The organism is Cognatundibacterium crateris, assembly GCF_010078235.1.
In the GTDB taxonomy this organism is placed as follows: Bacteria; Pseudomonadota; Gammaproteobacteria; order Burkholderiales; family Burkholderiaceae_D; genus Undibacterium; species Undibacterium crateris.
Map to the genome: position 1 here is coordinate 86,212 of NZ_JAABOS010000009.1, position 21,139 is coordinate 107,350.

Annotated in this window: 20 protein-coding genes and 1 riboswitch; of the genes, 6 read left to right on the top strand and 14 right to left on the bottom strand. The window is 51.5% G+C overall.

Translation table 11 applies throughout. The annotated features are described in order from the left end of the window. Positions 1–63: 63 nt before the first annotated feature. A riboswitch (cyclic di-GMP riboswitch) is annotated at positions 64–150 on the bottom strand. Positions 151–423: 273 nt separating this feature from the next. Then, positions 424–948 carry a GNAT family N-acetyltransferase gene (locus EYB48_RS15885; protein ID WP_162021359.1) on the top strand — a complete coding sequence of 175 codons (525 nt, stop codon included), beginning with the start codon at positions 424–426 and terminating at the stop codon, positions 946–948. 23 nt (positions 949–971) lie between these two features. Here the strand turns inward: EYB48_RS15885 and EYB48_RS15890 are convergent, their stop codons facing one another. Both EYB48_RS15890 and EYB48_RS15895 read right to left on the bottom strand, forming a co-directional pair. Beyond that, complete coding sequence (locus tag EYB48_RS15890) at positions 972–1,535, bottom strand: nuclear transport factor 2 family protein (RefSeq protein WP_162021360.1); 564 nt, start codon at positions 1,533–1,535, stop codon at positions 972–974. 9 nt (positions 1,536–1,544) lie between these two features. Then, positions 1,545–2,483: a histone deacetylase family protein gene (locus tag EYB48_RS15895; RefSeq protein WP_162021361.1), complete on the bottom strand. Its 939-nt coding sequence runs from the start codon at positions 2,481–2,483 to the stop codon at positions 1,545–1,547. 168 nt (positions 2,484–2,651) lie between these two features. Here EYB48_RS15895 and EYB48_RS15900 point away from each other — a divergent pair, with 168 nt between their 5' ends. The 5 genes from EYB48_RS15900 (at position 2,652) to EYB48_RS15920 (ending at position 8,467) form a co-directional block, all read left to right on the top strand. Further along, the gene (locus EYB48_RS15900; protein ID WP_162021362.1) at positions 2,652–3,572 is read left to right on the top strand and encodes an AAA family ATPase; all 921 of its coding nucleotides are present in this window, start codon (positions 2,652–2,654) and stop codon (positions 3,570–3,572) included. 17 nt (positions 3,573–3,589) lie between these two features. Next, positions 3,590–4,576, top strand: coding sequence for a DUF58 domain-containing protein (locus tag EYB48_RS15905; protein ID WP_162021363.1), 987 nt, complete (start codon positions 3,590–3,592; stop codon positions 4,574–4,576). Then, positions 4,573–6,567 carry a transglutaminase TgpA family protein gene (locus EYB48_RS15910; protein WP_162021364.1) on the top strand — a complete coding sequence of 665 codons (1,995 nt, stop codon included), beginning with the start codon at positions 4,573–4,575 and terminating at the stop codon, positions 6,565–6,567. Before EYB48_RS15905 ends, EYB48_RS15910 begins: the two co-directional genes overlap by 4 nt. A gap of 10 nt (positions 6,568–6,577) precedes the next feature. Further along, positions 6,578–7,684 carry a lytic murein transglycosylase B gene (gene mltB, locus EYB48_RS15915; protein WP_162021365.1) on the top strand — a complete coding sequence of 369 codons (1,107 nt, stop codon included), beginning with the start codon at positions 6,578–6,580 and terminating at the stop codon, positions 7,682–7,684. 483 nt (positions 7,685–8,167) lie between these two features. Next, positions 8,168–8,467, top strand: coding sequence for a hypothetical protein (locus tag EYB48_RS15920; RefSeq protein WP_110257001.1), 300 nt, complete (start codon positions 8,168–8,170; stop codon positions 8,465–8,467). A gap of 193 nt (positions 8,468–8,660) precedes the next feature. Here EYB48_RS15920 and cysM read toward each other — a convergent pair whose 3' ends face one another. The 12 genes from cysM to pheA all read right to left on the bottom strand — a co-directional run bounded on the left by cysM (position 8,661) and on the right by pheA (position 20,892). Then, positions 8,661–9,563 (bottom strand): cysteine synthase CysM, encoded by a 903-nt coding sequence (gene cysM, locus EYB48_RS15925; RefSeq protein ID WP_162021366.1) that lies wholly within the window; start codon positions 9,561–9,563, stop codon positions 8,661–8,663. A 243-nt stretch (positions 9,564–9,806) separates the two neighbouring features. After that, positions 9,807–10,331 carry a ComEA family DNA-binding protein gene (locus EYB48_RS15930; RefSeq protein WP_162021367.1) on the bottom strand — a complete coding sequence of 175 codons (525 nt, stop codon included), beginning with the start codon at positions 10,329–10,331 and terminating at the stop codon, positions 9,807–9,809. Between the two features lie 143 nt (positions 10,332–10,474). After that, on the bottom strand, positions 10,475–11,392 hold the full coding sequence (rfaE1, locus tag EYB48_RS15935; RefSeq protein WP_162021368.1) for a D-glycero-beta-D-manno-heptose-7-phosphate kinase: 918 nt from the start codon (positions 11,390–11,392) through the stop codon (positions 10,475–10,477). Between the two features lie 9 nt (positions 11,393–11,401). Continuing rightward, positions 11,402–12,775 carry a UDP-glucose dehydrogenase family protein gene (locus tag EYB48_RS15940; RefSeq protein WP_162021369.1) on the bottom strand — a complete coding sequence of 458 codons (1,374 nt, stop codon included), beginning with the start codon at positions 12,773–12,775 and terminating at the stop codon, positions 11,402–11,404. Positions 12,776–12,864: 89 nt separating this feature from the next. Continuing rightward, positions 12,865–14,040, bottom strand: coding sequence for a lipopolysaccharide assembly protein LapB (lapB, locus tag EYB48_RS15945; RefSeq protein WP_162021370.1), 1,176 nt, complete (start codon positions 14,038–14,040; stop codon positions 12,865–12,867). Positions 14,041–14,097: 57 nt separating this feature from the next. Beyond that, on the bottom strand, positions 14,098–14,412 hold the full coding sequence (locus tag EYB48_RS15950) for a LapA family protein (RefSeq protein WP_162021371.1): 315 nt from the start codon (positions 14,410–14,412) through the stop codon (positions 14,098–14,100). Positions 14,413–14,619: 207 nt separating this feature from the next. Continuing rightward, a complete protein-coding gene (locus EYB48_RS15955) occupies positions 14,620–14,925 on the bottom strand; it encodes an integration host factor subunit beta (RefSeq protein WP_110256992.1) in 306 nt (101 codons plus the stop codon). Between the two features lie 31 nt (positions 14,926–14,956). After that, positions 14,957–16,657 (bottom strand): 30S ribosomal protein S1, encoded by a 1,701-nt coding sequence (gene rpsA / locus EYB48_RS15960; RefSeq protein ID WP_162021372.1) that lies wholly within the window; start codon positions 16,655–16,657, stop codon positions 14,957–14,959. A 126-nt stretch (positions 16,658–16,783) separates the two neighbouring features. Further along, positions 16,784–17,455, bottom strand: coding sequence for a (d)CMP kinase (cmk, locus tag EYB48_RS15965; RefSeq protein ID WP_162021373.1), 672 nt, complete (start codon positions 17,453–17,455; stop codon positions 16,784–16,786). A 45-nt stretch (positions 17,456–17,500) separates the two neighbouring features. After that, positions 17,501–18,826, bottom strand: a complete 1,326-nt coding sequence (gene aroA, locus EYB48_RS15970) for a 3-phosphoshikimate 1-carboxyvinyltransferase (RefSeq protein ID WP_162021467.1) — start codon at positions 18,824–18,826, stop codon at positions 17,501–17,503. 67 nt (positions 18,827–18,893) lie between these two features. Beyond that, entirely contained in the window at positions 18,894–19,811 is a 918-nt protein-coding gene (locus EYB48_RS15975; RefSeq protein ID WP_162021374.1) for a prephenate dehydrogenase, read from the bottom strand. 7 nt (positions 19,812–19,818) lie between these two features. After that, positions 19,819–20,892, bottom strand: a complete 1,074-nt coding sequence (gene pheA / locus EYB48_RS15980; RefSeq protein WP_162021375.1) for a prephenate dehydratase — start codon at positions 20,890–20,892, stop codon at positions 19,819–19,821. Positions 20,893–21,139: the final 247 nt, after the last annotated feature.

The following is a 21,139-nucleotide window of genomic DNA, read 5'->3' on the forward strand; positions in this document are numbered from 1 at the left end:
GTGACTACGCTCCGTAAGTGGGGCGAGGACCACGCAATGTCAACGGGTAAGGATAACGACCACGTTGGCAACCCCGCTACCATGGCGCAGATGCGCTGTAGGCCGGTGGCTTTGCGTCTCCGTCTTTCAACGGGTTTGCCCTCAAGAGAAAAATACTACACGGCAAGTTTAGGACTGAATTTGTCGCAAAGAAAGTAAAATCCGTAACAAGTTGTATATTTAGCGCGCTAAATAACAATCTTTTTCTTTTTTAAAATCAATGACTTGTCATTTTAAAATGCGTTTAAACTCACCTCTTAATAAAGCAGGTGTGACGGCAATTGCCTCTGTAAGGCTGAGTAAGCCTATTCTGCCTGAGTATTCTTATTTGCCAGCAGCAAACCAAAACGGATCGAAAAGACTTTTAAGGAAAATTTGAGCAAGATGAGTTTCAATCTGCGGATATTGAATAACAGCGACAGCGCCGCCCTGCGCGCATTGCGTTTACAGGCGCTAGCCGACTCCCCAGCCAATTTTGGTGCTGATTTTGGACGCGAATCCCTGCAAGCAGCGAGCTACTTCGCAGACAAAATAAACCATCCGGACAATATCGGAATTTTCGGTGCATTTGATGGAACTCAGTTAATCGCCATGATGGGATTACAGCGTGACAGCGGTCTTAAACGGCGTCATTGCGCCAAGCTATGGGGTGTATTTACGTCACCTGCCTATCGTGGTCAGGGAATATCAGCAAGTCTGTTGCAGATGCTAATCCGCATAGCGCGCCAGCAGCCCGGCTTGCTGCATATACGACTGAGCGTCAATGCCCGCAATACAGACGCCCAACATCTGTATCTGCGTGCCGGCTGGACAGCGTATGGACGGGAACCGGATGCGCTGTCTGTGGATGGAGAGATGCAAGAAGAAATTCTGATGACGCTGAAGCTAGTTGAGGATCTCAGTCTGTAAAGAGTGCGGCGCAGGTAAGGGCCTCATTTCACATCGCCAGCCGGTAATTTGCCACTGCTTTCCCACTGACGCACAGCTTTACCCAGATAATCAACCAATTCATTCGGCACGGCCAGCGATAACTGGTAGTGAGCGATTTTTAATCCCTGGGGCGTATTACGGATTACGCCACTGGCCTGACACAGGCCCATTGCCGTGGTGAGCTGCTCATCAAACCAAATCACGCTTTGGTCCTCAGTCATTTGCAGATGGCGTCCATTAACTTTAAAAGCCCAGGCAGATGGCCGCGCAAAATGCGGCTTAGCCCAGGTTTTAAATGCATCCAGCGTCCAGCGCTCCGTTTTATCGGTGCCGATATACACCGCATCGGGCGTCATCTTATCGAAATAGCTGAGTCGTGAATGCGCCGCATCGTCATGCCATTCGTTCAGAAAACGATGGACCTCTTCCTGTAATTGTGCAACAGCTTGTGGCTTCAAAGCGATCACCGTGGTATTCGCAAATTGCGGCGCAGCCTGAGCCGGTATTACAGCAGCAGATATGCAGCCTTGAAATACAAGACAGATGGCTACTTTACTTATGTTCATAGATGACTCCTAATCCAGACCCGCCAGCACTTTGATATGCGCAGCGACACTGCGTCCCAATGCAGACAGGTTATACCCACCTTCTAGACAGCTGACGACGCGACCCTGGGCAAATTCATCAGCAATCTGCATCACTGCGCGCGTGATCCACACATAATCTGCTTCGACCAGACCAAGCTGGCCCATATCATCTTCACGATGTGCATCAAATCCGGCAGAAAAAAATATCATCTCCGGCCGGTATGCACGTAATGCCGGCAGCCAGTGCTGCTCAACCAGGCTGCGGATTTCCTGCCCCTGACTATGCGCAGGAACCGGAATATTGAGCATATTGCCGGCCGGCTGCTCAGTGCCGCTGTAGGGATAATACGGATGCTGAAAAAAACCTACCATGAGCACTGATGCATCATTTCTGAAAATATCCTCGGTACCATTACCGTGATGGACATCGAAATCCACGATGGCAATCCGTTTCAAGCCACGTACGTCCAGCGCATGGCGTGCTGCCACCGCGACGTTATTAAACATGCAGAAGCCCATAGACTCTTTGGCCGTGGCATGGTGGCCAGGCGGACGCACCGCGCAAAAGGCATTATCGATTTCCGCGTTGAGTACCGCATCGGTCGCTGCAATCGCGGCACCGGCTGCGCGCAAAGAGGCTTTCCAGCTATAGGCATTCAGCGCTGTGTCGGCATCCAGCGGGAAGTGATCATATTCAGAGCGCTCCGAGGGACAGTTTTCACGGATACGGTAAATCGCATCGGCACTATGCACCCGCGCCAGACTGGCTTCGCTCGCAAGCGGTGCGTCACGGCAGTCGAGCAGGTCTTTGATACGGCTGGCGATCAGCTGATCCTCTATCGCTTGCAAACGCTGCGGGCATTCCGGATGCCAGGACCCCATTTCGTGGCGTTTGCAATCATCGTGAGTATAGTAAGCAGTGGTCATGGGCAGGCCTGAGTTCAATTACCGGCAGTTTCCCGCGAATTACATAAATTTGCAAACCTGACACAACAGGTTCTGCGCGTGATCAGATATCTGCCAGCTCGCCGTTACAACCGCGATAGCGGAATCAGATTACACTGCGAGTTTCGTTCAGGACAGAGGCAGGCAGCTATGTTTTCAAAAGTGCATCGCGTGGCGGATCAGGTCAATCAAGTCATCATGGGCAAATCACCGCAAATACGTCTGGCTATGGTCTGCCTGCTGGCCGGCGGCCATCTGCTGATCGAGGATGTACCGGGTGTAGGCAAAACCACGCTGGCACACGCGCTGGCTACGTCACTGGGTTTGCGTTTCAACCGCCTGCAATTCACCAGCGACCTGCTACCGGCAGATATCATCGGCGTCTCCGTCTTTGAGCGCGAAAAAAATCAATTTGTGTTTCATCCCGGCCCGGTGTTTACTCAGGTTTTACTGGCCGATGAAATCAACCGTGCCACACCCAAGACCCAGTCCTCACTGCTGGAAGCGATGGAAGAACAGCAGGTCTCAGCCGAAGGTCAGACCCGTCGTCTGCCCGCGCCTTTCTTTGTGATTGCGACGCAAAATCCCTCACATCAGATCGGCACCTTTCCACTACCGGAATCTCAGCTGGATCGCTTTCTGATGTGCCTGTCACTGGGCTATCCCGATGCCGCTTCAGAAAAGGCTTTGCTGGCAGGCGCAGACCGCCGCCAGTTGTTGAGCCAGTTGCGTGCGCAGATGGCGCCGGAAGAATTTATGCAGGCACAACAGCAAGTGCGCGGCATCCATGTCTCAGCCAAACTGATCGACTATGTGTATGCACTGGCTCAGGCAACGCGCCAGGGTGATGTGTTTGCCGAAGGCATGAGCCCACGTGCCTCGCTGGCCTTGCTGCAGGCGGCACGTGCCTGGGCCGCGTTGGAAGGACGCGATCATGTGTTGCCGGAAGATGTGCAGGCGGTACTGGTGGCAGTGATCGCTCACAGGCTGCGTCCGCTCCGTGCCTCGCACACGCAAACCAGTGGCAGCGCTGATTTGCTGCTGCAAATGATGCGCAGCGTTCCAGTCTAAGAAAGACGCTTGCAAACATGGCTAACGATGCGATCCGCAGCTATCTGCGCAGAGTGATTTTCCTGGAAAAGCAACCTGAGCCCGGCATAGTGATCCTCAAACAGCGCCGGGTCTACACCTTACCCAGCCGGCCTGGCTGGATGATGTTGCTGGTGCTGCTGCTGTTATTTGTAACTGCGACTAATTACAGCCTCAGTCTGGGATTTGCACTGACCTTTATGCTGGCCGCCGTGATGGTGGTGAATGCCTTGCTGGGATTTCGCAATCTCGCTTATCTGGAATTGCAGGCTGGCAGCCCCGATCCTGTGTTTGCGGGCGAAGAAATCCGTTTTCCGCTCTACCTGAACAATCCACGCCGCAACCCGCGCTATGCGATCTGGGTCGGCTGGCAAGCTAAGGATCAGATCAGCAAAGCCTGTGACATCGCACCACAAACTCAGCTCAGTGTATTTTTGCATGCCCCGTCTGTGCAACGCGGCTGGCAGCCGGCGGCCAGAATTGCACTCCAGACCTGGTTTCCCTTAGGTCTGCTGCGCGCCTGGAGCACCTGGCTGCCGGATGTGCAGGCGCTGGTGTATCCAGCACCGGAATTACAGCCACCGCCGCTGCCTGTGGACGGCGCAGAATCAAGCGCCAATGCGGGTCAGCACGGTGATGAAGACTTTGCCGGTGTGCGCACTTATCAGCCCGGTGATCCGCTGCGCCAACTGGCATGGAAGCAAATCGCACGCGTCGACACAGCCGCTGGCGGGCAATTAGTCAGCAAGTTGTTTACGGGGCAAAGTGGTGCCGACGTGGTAATCGACTTTGCCCGTCTGCCACGCCGGCTGGACACTGAACTCAAGCTGGCGCGCATGTGCAGCTGGGTGCTGCAGGCCGAACGTCAAAGCCTGCCATATGCATTCCGGCTAGGCACGCTGAACTTAGCGCCAGCATTGGGGACCCAGCACAGGGATGCCTGTCTGCGTGCGCTTGCACTTTATCCGACTGAGGCGACATCATGACGGACAAGGCTCACCACAAAAATCATATCAGCGCCGACAAGAGCAATACACTGTTGCTGATAGCAGCCTGTATCAGCGTGCTGCTACCGCATTTCTGGCATGTGAATCTGTGGGTCAGCATCGCTTGCACGCTGACTCTGGGTTGGCGTATCTGGCTCACACTGACTGGCCGCCGCCTGCCGCCGATGTGGTTATTGTTGCCGGTATGTCTGCTGATGATGGCGGGCATCTTCCTTAGCTTCCGTACTTTCTTTGGTAAAGAGGCTGGGGTCACCATGTTAGTGCTTTTGCTGGCCTGCAAACTGCTGGAAATGCATGCCAAGCGCGACTTATTCGTGGTGCTGTTTCTGGCTTTTTTCCTGCTGCTGACCAGTTATTTTTACCAACAGACGATAGGCGTTGCCCTGTTAAGCCTGTGCGCAGTCGGTCTGCTCTTGAGTGCCCAGATTTCATTTCAGTACACGGGCATACTGCCTCCGCTCAGACATCGCTTACGGGCTGGTTTTTCTATGCTGGGCCTCGCATTGCCCCTGATGTTGTGTGCTTTTTTTCTGTTCCCGCGCATACAGGGGCCGCTCTGGGGTTTGCCCGGGGATGCAGGTCAGGGTCGCTCTGGTTTATCCAATAGCATGACACCGGGCGGTATCAGTAATCTGGTCTTGTCAGAAGAAATCGCATTCCGGGTCAAATTCGATCAGGCGCCGCCCATAAAAAACCTGCAGTACTGGCGCGGTATCGTGATGACAGACTACGATGGCAAAACCTGGACACCGGGTCGTCGCTATCAGCATGATGCAAGCCAACTGGTCGTCACCGGCCAGCCGCTGCGGCAGCTCATTATTCTGGAACCACATAGCCAGCATTGGTTGTTCGCGCTTGAGTTAAGCCAGCACAATCCCCGCTTTACGGATGGTACTGACAGCCTGATGAACAATGTGTCCGAGCTGCGTTCACGCACAGCGCTGCAACAAAGAATACGTTATGAAGTCGAGTCTTATCCTGACTTCAGGCTGGATGCCCACGCCGACTTGCAAGACCTGGCTAGTGAGCTCAGTCTGCCAGTCGGCTTCAATCCGCGCACGCAGGCCTATGCACGTGAATTACGGCAGCAACAAGGCAGTCATCAGGCATACATTCAGGCTGTATTGCAACACTTCAGACAACAGAATTTTATTTACACGCTGGAGCCTGCGCGGCTGGGCAGAGATGCGATCGATGATTTCTTGTTTTCTACCCGCGCCGGTTTTTGTGAGCACTATGCGAGCGCTTTCGTGGTCTTAATGCGGGCAGCCGGGATACCGGCCCGTATCGTCACTGGCTATCAGGGCGGTAACCTGAATACGGTAGATGGCTATTTTGAAGTACGTCAGTCAGATGCACATGCCTGGGCCGAGGTCTGGTTAAGCGGCCAGGGTTGGACCAGGGTAGATCCGACAGCCGCGGTAGCGCCTGAGCGTGTGATGCAAAACCTGAGCCGGGCTTTGCCAGCCAGCGGCCTGGCCGGTCTGGTTAACCTGGCACTGCAGGGAAATTCATTCAGCCAGGCCTTGCGCATGCAATGGGATGCGATGAACAATAACTGGAATCAGTGGGTACTCAATTACAATCAACAAGGGCAACAATCTCTGCTCAACAAGCTGGGATGGAAGGACGTCGACTGGGTGCAAATGACATGGATACTATTCCTGGCTGGCAGCCTTATCCTGGGTGTGATCAGCCTGCCTTTGTTGCTTAACAAACCAGCTATACCGGCGCTTGATAGAGTATACTTTTCATTTTGCCGCCGTATGGCGAGGAAAGCTCTGCCACGCAAACCACATGAAGGCCCGCAAGCCTATCTGGTGCGGCTGCAAACCAGGCTGGCCCCCGAAGAATGGCATAGGGCGAAAGCATTTATTGATTATTACAGCCTGTGCTGCTATGGCAAACAGGCTGGCTCCGATGCCGCCACTCTGAAACAATTAAAGCAGTTACTGTCTGCCTGTAAATAAACTGGATGTCATGTTGATCGCTCGCCCTTCCCTTCTCCTCTCTGGCCTGACGCTGTTACTGGCTTGCTCCTTACATCCCAACGCCCTGGCCGCAGATAAAAAAGTCTCCAAAAAACCAGCTAAACCCACGATTAGCACGCCGGGCCAACAACAGGAAAATGTACACTTCGAGCAGTGGAAGGAAGTGGAAGTTTTCATCAGCCAAATGGTGAATTTACATGGCTTTGATGAAGAAAAATTAAGGCAGTTATTTTCTCAGGTCAGGCATGTGGAATCCGCCAAACAATTGATGAAACCAGCGCCTCCCGGCAAGCCTAAAAACTGGAAAGTCTATCGCAGTCGCTTTGTTGAGCCTTATCGTATCGAAGCCGGTGTCCGGTTTTGGAATCAGTACACTGAGGCATTGGAAAGGGCAGAACGGCAATATGGCGTGCCAGCGGAAATCATCGTCGGACTGATAGGCGTAGAAACGATATTCGGGAGGCACACAGGCAGCTTCCGCGTACTGGACGCCCTGACCACGCTGGCGTTTGATTACCCGGAAACGCCAACAAGAGCGACACGGATGCAGTATTTCCGCGATGAACTCATGCATATGCTACTGATTGCGCGAGAATCTCAAGTCGATCCGTTTGCCTTCAAAGGCTCTTATGCAGGTGCGATAGGCTGGCCGCAATTTATGCCCGGCAGCATACGGAAATATGCGGTGGATTTTGATGGCGACGGGCGCATCAATCTGACCAATTCTCCCATCGATGCCATCGGGAGTGTTGCCCATTACCTCGCAGAACACGGTTGGAAGCCGGGCATGCCCGTCACCTTCCCTGCCACCCTGATCAGCGACGACAAAGAAGCACTGCGCACTGTGCTGTCGCAAGGCCTGCGTGCAAGTTACGCTTATCAGGAATTAAGCAAGTTAGCGAGCAGTGCCAGCGCAGATCTTGCGCCGCAATTAAAGGTAGGATTAATCGACTTGCAAAACGGGGAAGAAGCGACAGAATACTGGATTGCCACAGATAACTTCTATGCGATTACCCAATACAACCGCAGTTACTTCTATGCAATGTCTGTGATCGATCTGGGTCGTGTCATCCGTCAGGCGCGGGAACAAATGTAATTGCCCGTCATTGTTACTTTATTACATTGTTACCTGTTTAGACGGCTCGCTACTGCTAAAAATCCTGGTCCAAATGCGCAATTGTGCAGAGCATTGCCAGTGGCACATAAATTTCCATTCGGAAACAATAAATGCAATTCTACGAAACTTTTTTAACAATATCTTTCGTTTTCACCAATTGATCTCAAGCATATTTTGCCCAATACTTCAGGTACAGGCAATTGTTAGCTTGTAAAAAAAAGCGAATGAAATCAATTGGTAATCTATTAAAAAAGTAAATTGCTTTTCAGCTTGTATTGATCTACAGTACTATTGCCTTATTGACACAATGGCGTAAATAGCATTCCCCGTGTCAAGGGATTTAACAATGTTTTGCTATTTTTCTGATAAGCAATTTCTGTTTTAAAGATACAATATTACCGTTTGATTAATTTCATTGAAGCAATTAAATCAGGCATCAATAGACTAGATAGCGAGGTAATTATGGCAAATCTGACCCAGCTTGAATCAGATGAAATCGACTACGATCCAAACAATTTGTTGGACACTCTGATCAAGCAATTGCACTTAAAAAACGATGCGGCACTCTCCAGAGCTTTGGAAGTTGCGCCTCCAGTAATCAGTAAAATCAGACATCGCCGTCTGCCGGTTGGCGCATCCCTGCTGATCCGTATGCACGAAATCAGCGATGTCAGCATCAAAGAACTGCGCGAATTGATGGGTGACCGTCGTGCGAAGTTCCGTATCAGCGACAAGCAGTTTAAACCAAAAGACGCTGCATAAATAAGCCTTGCCATCCGCACCTAGCGGATTGTCCAGGTAAAATACCGAAACTGCTAATTCAGCACTTTCGGTATTTTTTTCTTTGATGCCATAAAAAAAAAGCGTACAAGTGTTTGGCTTGTACGCTTTTTTCAGTTAAATAGCTAATTTAGCTAATTTGGCTGATTTAACATTCCACTTAGCTGGCAACTACTCAGGCTGGAAACACGCCGGTCGATAAATAACGATCACCACGATCACAGACAATAAACACGATCGTTGCATTTTCCACAGTTTCAGCAAGACGTAAAGCCACTTCACAGGCGCCAGCCGCCGAAATGCCACAAAATATCCCTTCTTCAATCGCCATCCTGCGTGCCATATGCTCGGCATCAGCCTGACTAACCGAGATCACTTGATCAACCCTGGCTTTGTCATAAATCTTAGGCAAATACGCTTCTGGCCATTTACGGATACCAGGAATAGAGGAGCCCTCTTCAGGCTGGGCACCAACGATCTGTATCTCCTGGTTCTGATTCTTCAAATAGGCAGAAACGCCCATAATCGTGCCGGTGGTACCCATAGCACTCACAAAATGGGTGACGCGTCCACCTGTGTCACGCCAGATTTCCGGCCCCGTCGCTTCAAAGTGAGCAAGTGGATTATCCTGATTCGCAAATTGATCCAGAATCACACCCTGGCCTTCTTTTTGCATTTGCTCAGCCAGGTCACGCGCATACTCCATACCACCGGTTTTAGGTGTCAGGATAATCTGTGCACCATACGCAGCCATACTCTGGCGACGCTCTATACTCAGATTTTCAGGCATCAGCAATACCATTTTGTAACCGCGCATGGCAGCTGCCATCGCCAGCGCAATGCCAGTGTTACCGCTGGTCGCTTCGATCAGCGTATCGCCAGGTTTGATTTCGCCGCGCTCTTCAGCGCGTTTAATCATGGACAGCGCCGGCCGGTCTTTGACTGAGCCAGCAGGATTATTGCCTTCCAGCTTACCGAGAATGACATTATTGCGCAGCGCATTTTTTTCACCCGGCAATCTTTGCAAACGAACCAAAGGCGTGTTGCCGATAGTATCTTCAATAGTCAGATAGGACATAGTCTCATTCTCAGATAGGTAAGTGCTTATTTTAATGCTTGTCGCCCAGACTTGCAGTCAGCAAACGTCTAAGCTCAGACAAAAAACGACTAAAGCCCGTACCAGTTATCACTGATACGAAAAATTCATCCGAAAAATCATTGACTTAGGAAACTCGAATAAGGCTTATATCAATTTCGAATAAGCTAATAAAAAAGCCCCTGATATCATCAGAGGCTTAGGCAATTTTCAGGTCCAGACAAATTACTTGGTTTTTCCTTCTTTGGCAGAAGCAGAGGCTTCATTTTTTTCAGCTTTTGCAGCTTTTGCGGATTTATCCGACTTATCTGCAGTATCAGCTTTGACCTTATCAGCCATCTTTTCTGCTTTTTCCGCCTTTTCCGCTTTTGGTGCTTTCGCTGCTTTTTCTACTTTCTCTGTTTTTTCAGCTTTATCAGCCTTCTCAGCTTTTGCCGCTTTATCAGCTTTCGCTGGTGCAGCTTTTGCCGGTGCGCCTGATTTAGCCTGGCCATTTACAGTCAAGCCTGCTTCAGACAATTTGCTACCAGTTTTATCGCCAATTCCTTTTACGCGCGATTCAAAATCAGCCCAGTCTTTGAAGCTGCCATTTTTTGTACGCTCATCAATAATCGCTTTGGACTTAGCAGGCCCCAGACCTTTGATGCCATCTAAAGCAGCCTGATCTCCCTTATTTACATCCACATCAGCAAATGCAAAACCCATACTGAACATCAAAGCAGCAACTGCGAAGAATAATTTCTTTAACATGGAATCACTCCCTAAATAGTCATCATTGTCATCAAGCAAGGAACCCGGTTTCTCAACCGGGAGAACGATAAAAACGCTCTGCCCCTATTAACGCAGAAATTTCGACAAGGTTGACTAAATTTTACTATTTTTAATACAAATCACTACTGGGGAAACAGTTCAGCTTCAGTCACTGTGGCAGTTCCGAGCTTACCAACCACAATACCACCCGCGCGATTAGCGATATGCACTGCATCCTCGAGCGTCATGCCATTGGCTAACATCACAGCCATCGTTGCGATCACGGTGTCACCGGCACCGGAAACATCAAAAACTTCGCGCGCAACAGCAGGGACGTGCGTGACCGTGTTTTCGGTGAACAGGGTCATCCCCTCTTCAGAACGGGTTAACAATAAGGCACGCAAGTTCAGGGAACGGCGCAAATTCTGCGCTTTTTCCTGCAAGTCTGCCTCGGATGTCCAGTCGCCGATAATCTGCTTAAGTTCTGACTTGTTAGGCGTGAGTAAATCTGCACCCGCATATTTAGAAAAGTCGCTGCCTTTCGGGTCTACCAGGACAATTTTCCCCTGTTGCTTAGCCAGTTGTAGCATAGCCGGAACATTGACCAGGCTGCCTTTGGCGTAATCCGAAAACACCACGACATCAAAGCCAGACACCAGCGCATTAAAACGATTCAGCTTGTCGCGTAATACACTGTCTGTCGGCTTTTCTTCAAAATCGATCCGTATCAGTTGCTGCTGGCGACCGATCACCCGGAGTTTGATAATGGTGGAAATCTGCGAGTCTCGGCTGAGATAACTTGAAATATGATGCTTTTCCAGCAGGGACTCGATTGAGTTGCCCGCCTCATCATCACCAATCACACCCATCAGTGCTGCGCCAGCGCCCAGCGCGAGCGCATTCAATGCCACATTCGCCGCTCCACCCAGACGTTCTTCACGCCGCTCTACACGTACAATCGGCACCGGGGCTTCCGGTGAGATACGATTGACCTCTCCAAACCAGTAACGGTCCAACATCACATCACCGGCAACCAGGATGCGCTTATCTTTTTGCAACATCACTTAACCTCAAACACGCGTGAGTACGGAACGGCCAATACCGTGATATTCGATTTGCAGTTCGTTCATCACAGCAGGCTCGAATAAATTGCGTCCGTCAAAAATAACAGGCTGCTTCAAACGTGCTTTGACCTGATCAAAGTCAGGACTACGGAAAGCCTTCCATTCAGTGACTATCGCGAGTGCATCAGCATCATTCAATGCCTCCATAGGATTGCTCGCGTAACGTATGTTTTCGAGCAATTCCGGCGCATCGTAGAAATCGAGTTCAAATACGCGTTTAGCCTCTTCCATAGAAACCGGGTCGTACACGGCCACTGTGGCACCGCTGCGTAACAACTCACCGATCAGCACACGGGACGAAGCTGCGCGCATATCATCAGTATTCGGCTTGAACGCCAGTCCCCAGATCGCAAAATGCTTGCCGACCAGTTGATTATCGAAACGCGCCTGTATCTTGCTGCCCAACACCTGTTTTTGTCTCGCATTCACTGCTTCGACTGCTTGCAGTATCAGCAGATTCAGACCGTATTCCTGCGCCGTGCGCTCCAAGGCCTGTACGTCTTTAGGGAAGCAGGAGCCGCCATAGCCGCAACCCGCATACAGGAAGCTGTGACCAATCCGCGGATCAGATCCTATGCCATGGCGTACCGCTTCAATATCGGCACCAACATGGTCTGCCAGATTCGCGAGTTCATTCATGAATGAGATACGGGTGGCCAGCATCGCATTGGCAGCGTACTTGGTGAATTCAGCCGAACGCACATCCATCCAGTAAGTACGTTCATGATTGCGGTTAAACGGTGCATACAGTTTCTTCATCAGGCTGCGTGCTTTTTCGCCCTGAGCAGAAGAGTCACAACCGATGACGATACGGTCCGGACGCATGAAGTCTTCAACCGCCGCACCTTCTTTCAGGAATTCAGGGTTAGAAACGACAGAAAATTCCGCCTGCGTAGCACGCTGATTTAACTCTTCCTTCAATGCAGCAGCAACGCGGTCTGCGGTACCGACCGGTACCGTGGACTTGTCGACCACCACTTTGAAACCGTTCATATACTTACCGATGTTGCGCGCAGCGGCGAGTACATACTGCAGATCTGCTGAGCCATCTTCATCTGGCGGCGTTCCTACCGCAATAAACTGTACATCACCATGCGCAACACTGGCGGCTACATCGGTAGAAAACTGGATGCGACCGGCAGCGCGGTTGCGTGCCACGATTTCTTCCAGGCCAGGCTCATGAATAGGGATACCGCCACTGTTGAGTATATCGATCTTGCGCTGATCCACATCCAGGCAAAAGACATCGTTACCTAATTCTGCCAGGCAAGCGCCTGTCACAAGGCCCACATAGCCGGTGCCAATAATGGTAATTTTCATATTGTGATCACAGTCTAAAAAAATATTGATCTCGTCTCTGGTCTGGTGATATCAGTCTTTTCTGACTACATCACAGCACCACAGCCGCTTCAGTTCATCACGTTCAATTCTTCAGTACGTCTGGGTGGATAAGTCTCCCAGCGACTGCAGCCAGGGCAATGCCAATAAAATTGACGCGCCTTGAAGCCACAATGCGAGCATTGATAGCGCGCCAGCTTCTGCGCATAGCCATGTACCAGATTCTTTACTATGGTCAGCTCAGGCCGCATCTCCATCGGTGCGTCCAGCAGACGCGCATCCAGCAATTTATCAAGGCCCAGCAGTGTCGGGGTCCGGCGCAATTCATCTTTCACGATTTGATTCGCAGCGTCTATCCCTTCCAGTTCCAGGCTGGCCTTAAACACGACCTCCAGCAAATCGATAGATTGTGCTTCTGACAGATAATTTCTGAGCAGGCTCAGACCTTCTTCCGGACGCTCAAGTTTGCGGTAGCCATCCATCAGGCGCTGCGCAACCAGTGCCACATGCGGCACACTCTGCTGCTCAACCCGACGCCAGGTCAATACCGCTTTTTCGGTATCGCCATTTTTCTGATACACATCGCCCAGCAGGATGGTAGCGCGCACATTGTTTCTGTCTATCGCCAGCGCTTTATCCAGCATCGCAATCGCTGCATCTGCGTTCGTGTGCACCAGTTCATCCTGGGCCATTTCACAATAGAATTGCGCGATTTCTTTTTGACGACCACCAGCACCGGCCTCCTGCAATGCAAAAGCTGCATCCACGGCGCGCGCCCATTCTTTCTCGCGTTGATAAATTTCCAGCAAGGCTCTTCTGGCCTGCGCTTCGAACGAGCTTGCGACCAATTGATTAAAAGTTTCTTCGGCGCGATCCAGCAGTCCCGCCTTCAGGTAATCCTGCCCAAGTTCAAACATCGCCTGGGTTTTTTGCTCAGTCGGCAAATCAGGTCGTGCTAACAAATTCTGATGCACGCGGATCGCACGTTCAGTTTCACCACGGCGGCGAAACAGATTACCAAGTGCAAAGTGCAATTCAACCGCTTCAGGATCGAGCCGCACAATATCGATGAAGGCATCGATGGCTTTATCCGGCTGTTCATTCAGCAGGAAATTGAGCCCTTTAAAATAGCCACTAGGCAGGCTGCGGGATTCCGACATCAACTGACGGATATCTACGCGTGCGGCAATCCAGCCCAAAGCAAAAAACAAGGGGATGCCGAGCAACCACCAAATTTCAAATTCCATTTTTTCTTATTTCTCTAGGGAGTTGCGACCTGGACGTATGTCCTCTGTCCATCTGTTTCAGGTATTCCGAATGCTATCAGGTTGTGGCGCTTGCGTGCTTGCCAATGCGGCAGCCTCGCGCTCTTTCTCAATTTCTGCCAGGGTCTTCTTATGGCGTGACAGATCACGACGGTGACGGTAAATCATAGGCACCATCGCCAGCGCACCCAACACTGCACCACCAATGAAAAACAGCAGCAGCATGATAACAAGAGGCGCAGATTGTTGATACCCAAAAAAATACTGCAAGGTTACTATCTGATCATTCTTCAGTGCGAATCCGAAGAAGAGGACGAATAAGATGATTGCGACGAATCGGGAAACATACTTCATGAGCGCATCCTTCAATTATGGTGTGGCTAAAGCAAATTAGCTTTGCATTGATCCTGAGTGTGACATAGTCCGGTCAGCACTGAGCCTTCCGTCATGGTGATGATAACCGTGTCATGGACAAGAATGCATTGTACTGAAAAAAAACGGCATATCGGAAACCGATACACCGTTTTTTACCTACCTCAATCGCGTTGCTGTCAAACTCATCTAATCATCATGGATGGGTTGCCCCACCATGGCATCCACACGTTCACGTAATTCCTTGCCCGGCTTGAAGTGAGGGACGCGCTTTTCAGGCACCATCACTTTGTCGCCAGACTTAGGGTTACGCCCTATTCTCGGTGGACGGCTGTTCAGAGCAAAGCTGCCAAAACCACGGATCTCTATCCTCTGCCCTGTTGCCAGCGCATCAGACATTGCATCCAGTATCGTTTTAACAGCGATATCCACATCCTTTGCAACCAGTTGCGGATACCGCTCTGCCAGACGAGCAATCAGCTCCGACTTCGTCATATTTTATAAAACCTGATGACTGAGATTGAGCTTAGTTTTTGTTGTCGAGCTTAGCTTTCAACAATGCGCCCAGGCTGGTTGTGCCGGATGCTGCGTTAGCGTCAGTAGACATTTTTTGCATTGCTTCCTGAGTTTCAGCGCTGTCTTTTGCTTTGATAGACAACTGAATACCACGTGCTTTGCGGTCGATGTTCAGGATCAGCGCTTCAACTGCGTCGCCGACTTTCAGGTGTGTACCAGCATCTTCCACGCGGTCGCGGGAGATTTCGGATGCACGCAGATAGCCTTCTACGTCGTCAGCCAACTGAACAACTGCGCCTTTTGCTTCAACAGACTTCACAGTACCAGTTACAACAGCACCTTTGTCATTCATTGCGCAGTAGTTGTTGAATGGGTCGCCTTCCAGTTGCTTAACGCCCAGGGAAACGCGCTCACGCTCAACGTCGATTGCCAGAACAACGGCTTCCAGTTCGTCACCTTTCTTGAACTTGCGAACTGCTTCTTCGCCAGTTTCGTTCCAGGACAGGTCAGACAAGTGAACCAGACCGTCGATGTTGCCGGACAAGCCAATGAATACGCCGAAGTCAGTGATCGATTTGATCGCGCCACGTACTTTGTCGCCTTTCTTGTGATTGATCGCGAAATCATCCCAAGGATTAGCTTTACATTGTTTCATGCCCAGGCTGATACGACGACGTTCTTCGTCGATTTCCAGAACCATAACTTCAACTTCGTCGCCCAATTGAACAACTTTGTTTGGAGCAACGTTTTTGTTTGTCCAGTCCATTTCGGAAACGTGAACCAGACCTTCGATACCTTGTTCTACTTCAACGAACGCACCGTAGTCGGTCAGGTTAGTTACTTTACCGAACAGACGTGTGTTCGCTGGGTAACGACGGGACAGGCCTGTCCATGGATCGTCGCCCAATTGTTTTACGCCCAGGGAAACACGGTTTTTCTCTTGGTCGAACTTCAATACTTTTGCAGTGATTTCCTGACCAACTGTCAACACCTCGGAAGGGTGACGTACACGGCGCCATGCCAGGTCGGTGATGTGCAACAGACCATCGATGCCACCCAGATCAACGAACGCACCGTAGTCGGTGATGTTTTTAACAACACCAGTAACCACTGTACCTTCTTTCAGGGTTTCCATCAGTTTCTGACGCTCTTCGCCCATGGATGCTTCAACCACAGCACGGCGGGACAGAACAACGTTGTTACGCTTACGATCCAGCTTGATAACCTTGAATTCCATGGTTTTGCCTTCGTAAGGAGTTGTATCCTTAACTGGGCGTGTGTCAACCAAAGAACCTGGCAGGAAAGCGCGGATGCCGTTGGTCAGAACAGTCAGACCACCTTTAACTTTGCCATTTACTGTACCGGTAACGATCTCGCCAGACTCCAGCGCTTTTTCGAGCGCGAGCCAGGATGCCAGACGTTTTGCTTTGTCACGGGACAGGATAGTGTCGCCGAAACCGTTTTCCAGAGAGTCAATCGCTACGGAAACGAAATCGCCAACGTTAACTTCCAGGTCGCCCTGGTCGTTTTTGAATTCTTCAACAGGGATGAAGGCTTCAGATTTCAAGCCTGCGTTCACGATCACGAAGTTGTGGTCGATACGAACGACTTCAGCAGAAATCACTTCACCGGAACGCATATCCTGACGTGACAGGGACTCTTCGAACAAAGCTGCGAAGCTGTCTGCACCGGTTGCGAAATCTTGGGACATGTATACTGTAGACATAATATTTACGGGTTAGCCGGAATAGTACAAAGCGCCTATTTACCGGGTTAGGTTGAACAACCCATTGCCAAGCTTGCCTTTACAATGGGGACTTACACGCACAAACCAGCACTACATTGCTCGCTGTGCTTCCGCGTACCATTCCAACACCTGCTGCACTGCCTGTTCGGCATTCATCTCAGAGGTATCGAGGATGATGGCGTCTGGCGCGGGTTTGAGGGGCGCTGTTGCGCGGGAACTATCCCTTGCATCGCGTTCTGTCAAATCTTTTACCAAGTCTTCCATATTAGCAGCAATTCCCTTTTCAATCAATTGCTTATATCGGCGACTGGCCCTGGCCTCGGCGCTGGCGGTCAAAAAGACTTTTAATCTTGCATCAGGGAAAATAACTGTTCCCATATCCCGGCCATCCGCCACCAGGCCTACGCCATCACGGAAAGAAACTTGCAACTCTACCAATGCTTGTCGCACCTGGGGTAACACGGCAATCTGCGATGCAGCAACGCCGATCTGTTCAGCACGTACCGCATCCGTCACATCCTGCCCATCCAGCAATACGTGACCATGCTGAAACTGACAAGGCAGCGTACGCGCCAACGCCGCGATGCCTGCCTCATCCTGCAAGGAAACGCCTTTACTGATAGCCATCAAGGCAGTCAGGCGGTACAGGGCACCGGAATCCAGGTATTGAAAACCCAGATGTTTGGCGACCCTGTGTGCGACCGTGCCTTTGCCGGAGGCGGTCGGGCCGTCGATAGTGATGACGATGCAAGCTGGGTTCATACGCATTCCTTTAAATCTGTTCCCTGAAAAGGGCTGGATTGTACTTCAGAACAATTCCTCATGATGAATCTGAGCGAATACCTGAAAATAGTCCGGGAAAGTCTTAGCCACGCAATGCGGTTCCAGGATACGCATGGCAGCGCCGCGCCGCGCCTTACCGTCCAGGCTGGCGAGCGAGAAGCACATCGCCATACGGTGATCATCATAGGTTGCGATACTGGCTGGCTGTATCTGTGCCGGTGGCGTCACGGTCATATAGTCAGCGCCTTCCTCCACTTGTGCACCGAGCTTACGCAATTCCGTCGCCATGGCCGACAAGCGATCGGTTTCCTTCACACGCCAGCTCGCGATATTGCGCAAAGTAGTACTGCCATTCGCGTACAGCGCAGCAATCGCTATGGTCATCGCGGCATCAGGAATATGATTGAAATCCATATCTATCGCCTGCAGTACGCCACCCGAACGCGCTTCTATCCAATTCTCGCCACGGGTAATCACCGCCCCCATTTTTTCCAGTGCTTCGGCAAAACGGATATCGCCCTGAATACTGTCCCGACCTACGCCTTCCACCCTGACCGGCCCGCCTGCAATCGCACCAGCTGCCAGAAAATACGAGGCTGAGGAAGCATCTCCCTCGACATGAATCACGCCCGGCGACACATAACGCTGGCCCTTGCGGATAACGAACGCCTGCCAGCCTTCACGCTCTACCGTGACACCGAAACGCTGCATCAGATTCAGTGTGATTTCTATGTAAGGCTTGGAAATCAATTCACCCAGCACCTCAATACGCACATCATAAGTCTTCGCCATCAGCGGTGCCGCCATCAGCAAGGCTGTCAGGAATTGCGAAGAGACATTACCCTTTACTTGCAAGTGCTGTGCATGAATGTGGCCACGCTGGATATGCAGCGGCGGATAGCCAGCCTGCCCGGTGTAAGCGATTTGCGCTCCGGCATGGTTAAGCGCATCGACCAGATCACCGATAGGCCGTTCATGCATGCGCGGCACGCCATGTATCGTATAGTCGCCGCCCAGCACAGCCAGCGCCGCCACCAGCGGACGAATTGCCGTACCGGCATTGCCCATAAACAGATCAGCATGATGCTGAGGGAAGGCAGCGGCGCAGCCTTTAACCAGATAATCCTGCGAACTGCCTTGCTGCTCCCAATGCACACCCAGCTTTTGCAAGGCATTCAGCATCACCAGGGTGTCATCTGAGGCCAGCAAATCTTTAATCAGCGTGTCGCCTTCTGCCAATGCAGCCAGCAGCAAAGTACGGTTAGAAATACTTTTCGATCCCGGCAGGCGCACTGTGCCCTGTACCGACATCACAGGTGATAAATCGAGGTAAGGAGGATACTGTTTGATGGCTTGGTTCATAATCTGGTCTGTAAATTTCGTCGTGTTACGGCTGGAGTGAGAGGCGCAGTAGCGCTCAGTCACCGCCCTCCACTTTTTGTTTCTCTGCCGTTTCTATGGAATTAATCCAGTTATGACGTGCACGCTGCGCGTTGGCATACATGGCCTCAATTGCAGCACCGTCAGCCTGGAGCAAATGGCCTCGCAACCGTTCCAGCGTCTGCGTATAAGAATCCAGCTCCCGCAATAAAGCGCTGCGATTGGCGAGCGTGATATCGCGCCACATTTCCGGCGACGAACCGGCAATGCGCGTGAAGTCGCGAAAACCACTGGCGGCATACTGAAACAAACGCTCTGCATGCGGCTTGTTGGCCACATCATCCACCAGCGCATAGGCCAGCATATGTGGCAAATGGCTTACCGCGGCAAACACCGCATCATGTTCAGCTGGCTGCAAATGATGAATCACTGCACCACAATAACGCCAGGCTTGCTCAACCAGACCGACAGACTGCGCACTGTTTTCCGGCAAAGCCGTAATCACCAGTTTTTTACCGGCATACAAATCGGCCAGCGCTGCCTGCGGCCCATTCTGTTCGCGACCGGCGATAGGATGAGCGGGCACAAACTGGCTGATTTTATCGCCCAGCGCCTGTCGTGCGGCACTCACTACATCAGCCTTGGTACTGCCAGCATCGGTCACTACTGTATGCGCTTCCAGATAAGGCAGGATGGACACAAGGATGTCGTAAGTCTGTGCGACTGGCGCGGCGATCAGTATCAGGTCAGCATCACGGCAGGCATCCTGTACCGAGGCGGCAATCACATCGATGATGCCAGCCTCAAGAGCTACTTCAAGTGAAGCCTGGCTACGCCCAACACCAGCGATTTGTGCGTGCACGCCAGCTTTTTTTAAGCCCAATGCAAACGAACCGCCGATCAGGCCAACACCGAATATGGCAATTTTCTTAAAGACTTTGCTTTGTTCAGTCATCCGCAGCTCACAGAGTACAAGGGTAAGAACCCAACACCTTAAAGAAGGCTGCTTTGTCGTTCAGTTCCGCCATCGCTGCGGCGACTTTTTCATCCTGCACATGACCTTCGACATCGACATAGAAATAATATTCCCAGTTGCCGGTGCGGGCCGGACGGGATTCAAAACGGGTCATGGAAACACCATGCTTGGACAGCGGTGCCAGCAAGTGATACACCGCACCGGCTTTATTCGGTGTCGCCAGCACGATAGAGGTCTGGTCTTTGCCGCTAGGCGTGGTATGCAGGCGACCGATCACCGCGAAACGGGTGCGGTTATGCGGATCATCCTGAATATGTGCACTGACGATCCCCAACTGGTATTGAGTACCTGCGATTTCACTCGCAATCGCCGCTACCGTCGCATCACCGCTGGCCATGCGTGCCGCCTCGGCATTCGATGCCACTGCCTGCCGCTCTACATGCGGATAATGCTGATTCAGCCAGGCCTGACACTGTGCCAGCGCCTGAGAATGCGCACAGATACGGCTGACGCCATCCATATTACCGGTGCGTGTCATCAGGCTATGCTGCACCGGTATCGCCAGCTCACCGCTGATCGCAAGACTGGTTTGCAACAGCAAATCCAGGGTGCGGTTAATCGCGCCTTCCGAAGAATTTTCTATCGGTACCACACCAAAATCGGCGGTACCGGCCTCAGTGGCACGGAATACTTCATCAATCGATACGCAAGGTAACGCCAGTATGGCATGCCCAAACTGCTTGTACACCGCCTGCTCACTGAAGGTACCAACCGGCCCCAGAAAAGCCACCACCACACGGCGTTCCAGCGCGCGGCAAGCCGACATAATTTCACGGAAGATCAGTTGTATATCGGCGCTGGCGAGCGGGCCGGGATTGCGCTCTGCCACACCACGCAATACCTGAGCTTCACGCTCAGGACGGAATACCGGCGCATTGGTTTCTGCCTTCACATGACCAACTTCTTCCGCCACGCGGGCACGCTGATTCAGCAAGTCCAGAATCTGGGCATCGATAGCGTCAATTTTCAGACGCAAAGGGAGTAATTTATTATCGCTCATACATGACCTAAAAACCGTTACAGGACTTACCCCAAACAGCCCCGGCAGCGTTATGGCGCTTTATCGTACATGTGTACTGCCTGCGTCGCCAAGCCTTGCCGGAACAGTTTTTCGTCAGTCCTGCTTTTTATGAATAATGCAGAGCAGGCATGGCCTGCTCCTTCAAGTTTCGATTGCCTCGCCAGTCTTTTGGTCTGGTTCAGCAGCGCCACGGTTTCCAGGTGATGGGTATGCCATGCTCAGAAAG

Coding starts and splice junctions, on each gene's coding strand:
- EYB48_RS15930 (WP_162021367.1), bottom strand. CDS start 10,331: ATGTTAAAGAAATTATTCTTCGCAGTTGCTGCTTTGATGTTCAGTATG.
- EYB48_RS15940 (WP_162021369.1), bottom strand. CDS start 12,775: ATGAAAATTACCATTATTGGCACCGGCTATGTGGGCCTTGTGACAGGC.
- EYB48_RS15900 (WP_162021362.1), top strand. CDS start 2,652: ATGTTTTCAAAAGTGCATCGCGTGGCGGATCAGGTCAATCAAGTCATC.
- EYB48_RS15885 (WP_162021359.1), top strand. CDS start 424: ATGAGTTTCAATCTGCGGATATTGAATAACAGCGACAGCGCCGCCCTG.
- rpsA (WP_162021372.1), bottom strand. CDS start 16,657: ATGTCCCAAGATTTCGCAACCGGTGCAGACAGCTTCGCAGCTTTGTTC.
- pheA (WP_162021375.1), bottom strand. CDS start 20,892: ATGAGCGATAATAAATTACTCCCTTTGCGTCTGAAAATTGACGCTATC.
- lapB (WP_162021370.1), bottom strand. CDS start 14,040: ATGGAATTTGAAATTTGGTGGTTGCTCGGCATCCCCTTGTTTTTTGCT.
- EYB48_RS15975 (WP_162021374.1), bottom strand. CDS start 19,811: ATGACTGAACAAAGCAAAGTCTTTAAGAAAATTGCCATATTCGGTGTT.
- cmk (WP_162021373.1), bottom strand. CDS start 17,455: ATGAACCCAGCTTGCATCGTCATCACTATCGACGGCCCGACCGCCTCC.
- EYB48_RS15895 (WP_162021361.1), bottom strand. CDS start 2,483: ATGACCACTGCTTACTATACTCACGATGATTGCAAACGCCACGAAATG.
- cysM (WP_162021366.1), bottom strand. CDS start 9,563: ATGTCCTATCTGACTATTGAAGATACTATCGGCAACACGCCTTTGGTT.
- EYB48_RS15905 (WP_162021363.1), top strand. CDS start 3,590: ATGGCTAACGATGCGATCCGCAGCTATCTGCGCAGAGTGATTTTCCTG.
- EYB48_RS15955 (WP_110256992.1), bottom strand. CDS start 14,925: ATGACGAAGTCGGAGCTGATTGCTCGTCTGGCAGAGCGGTATCCGCAA.
- rfaE1 (WP_162021368.1), bottom strand. CDS start 11,392: ATGTTGCAAAAAGATAAGCGCATCCTGGTTGCCGGTGATGTGATGTTG.
- EYB48_RS15920 (WP_110257001.1), top strand. CDS start 8,168: ATGGCAAATCTGACCCAGCTTGAATCAGATGAAATCGACTACGATCCA.
- mltB (WP_162021365.1), top strand. CDS start 6,578: ATGTTGATCGCTCGCCCTTCCCTTCTCCTCTCTGGCCTGACGCTGTTA.
- EYB48_RS15950 (WP_162021371.1), bottom strand. CDS start 14,412: ATGAAGTATGTTTCCCGATTCGTCGCAATCATCTTATTCGTCCTCTTC.
- EYB48_RS15910 (WP_162021364.1), top strand. CDS start 4,573: ATGACGGACAAGGCTCACCACAAAAATCATATCAGCGCCGACAAGAGC.
- EYB48_RS15890 (WP_162021360.1), bottom strand. CDS start 1,535: ATGAACATAAGTAAAGTAGCCATCTGTCTTGTATTTCAAGGCTGCATA.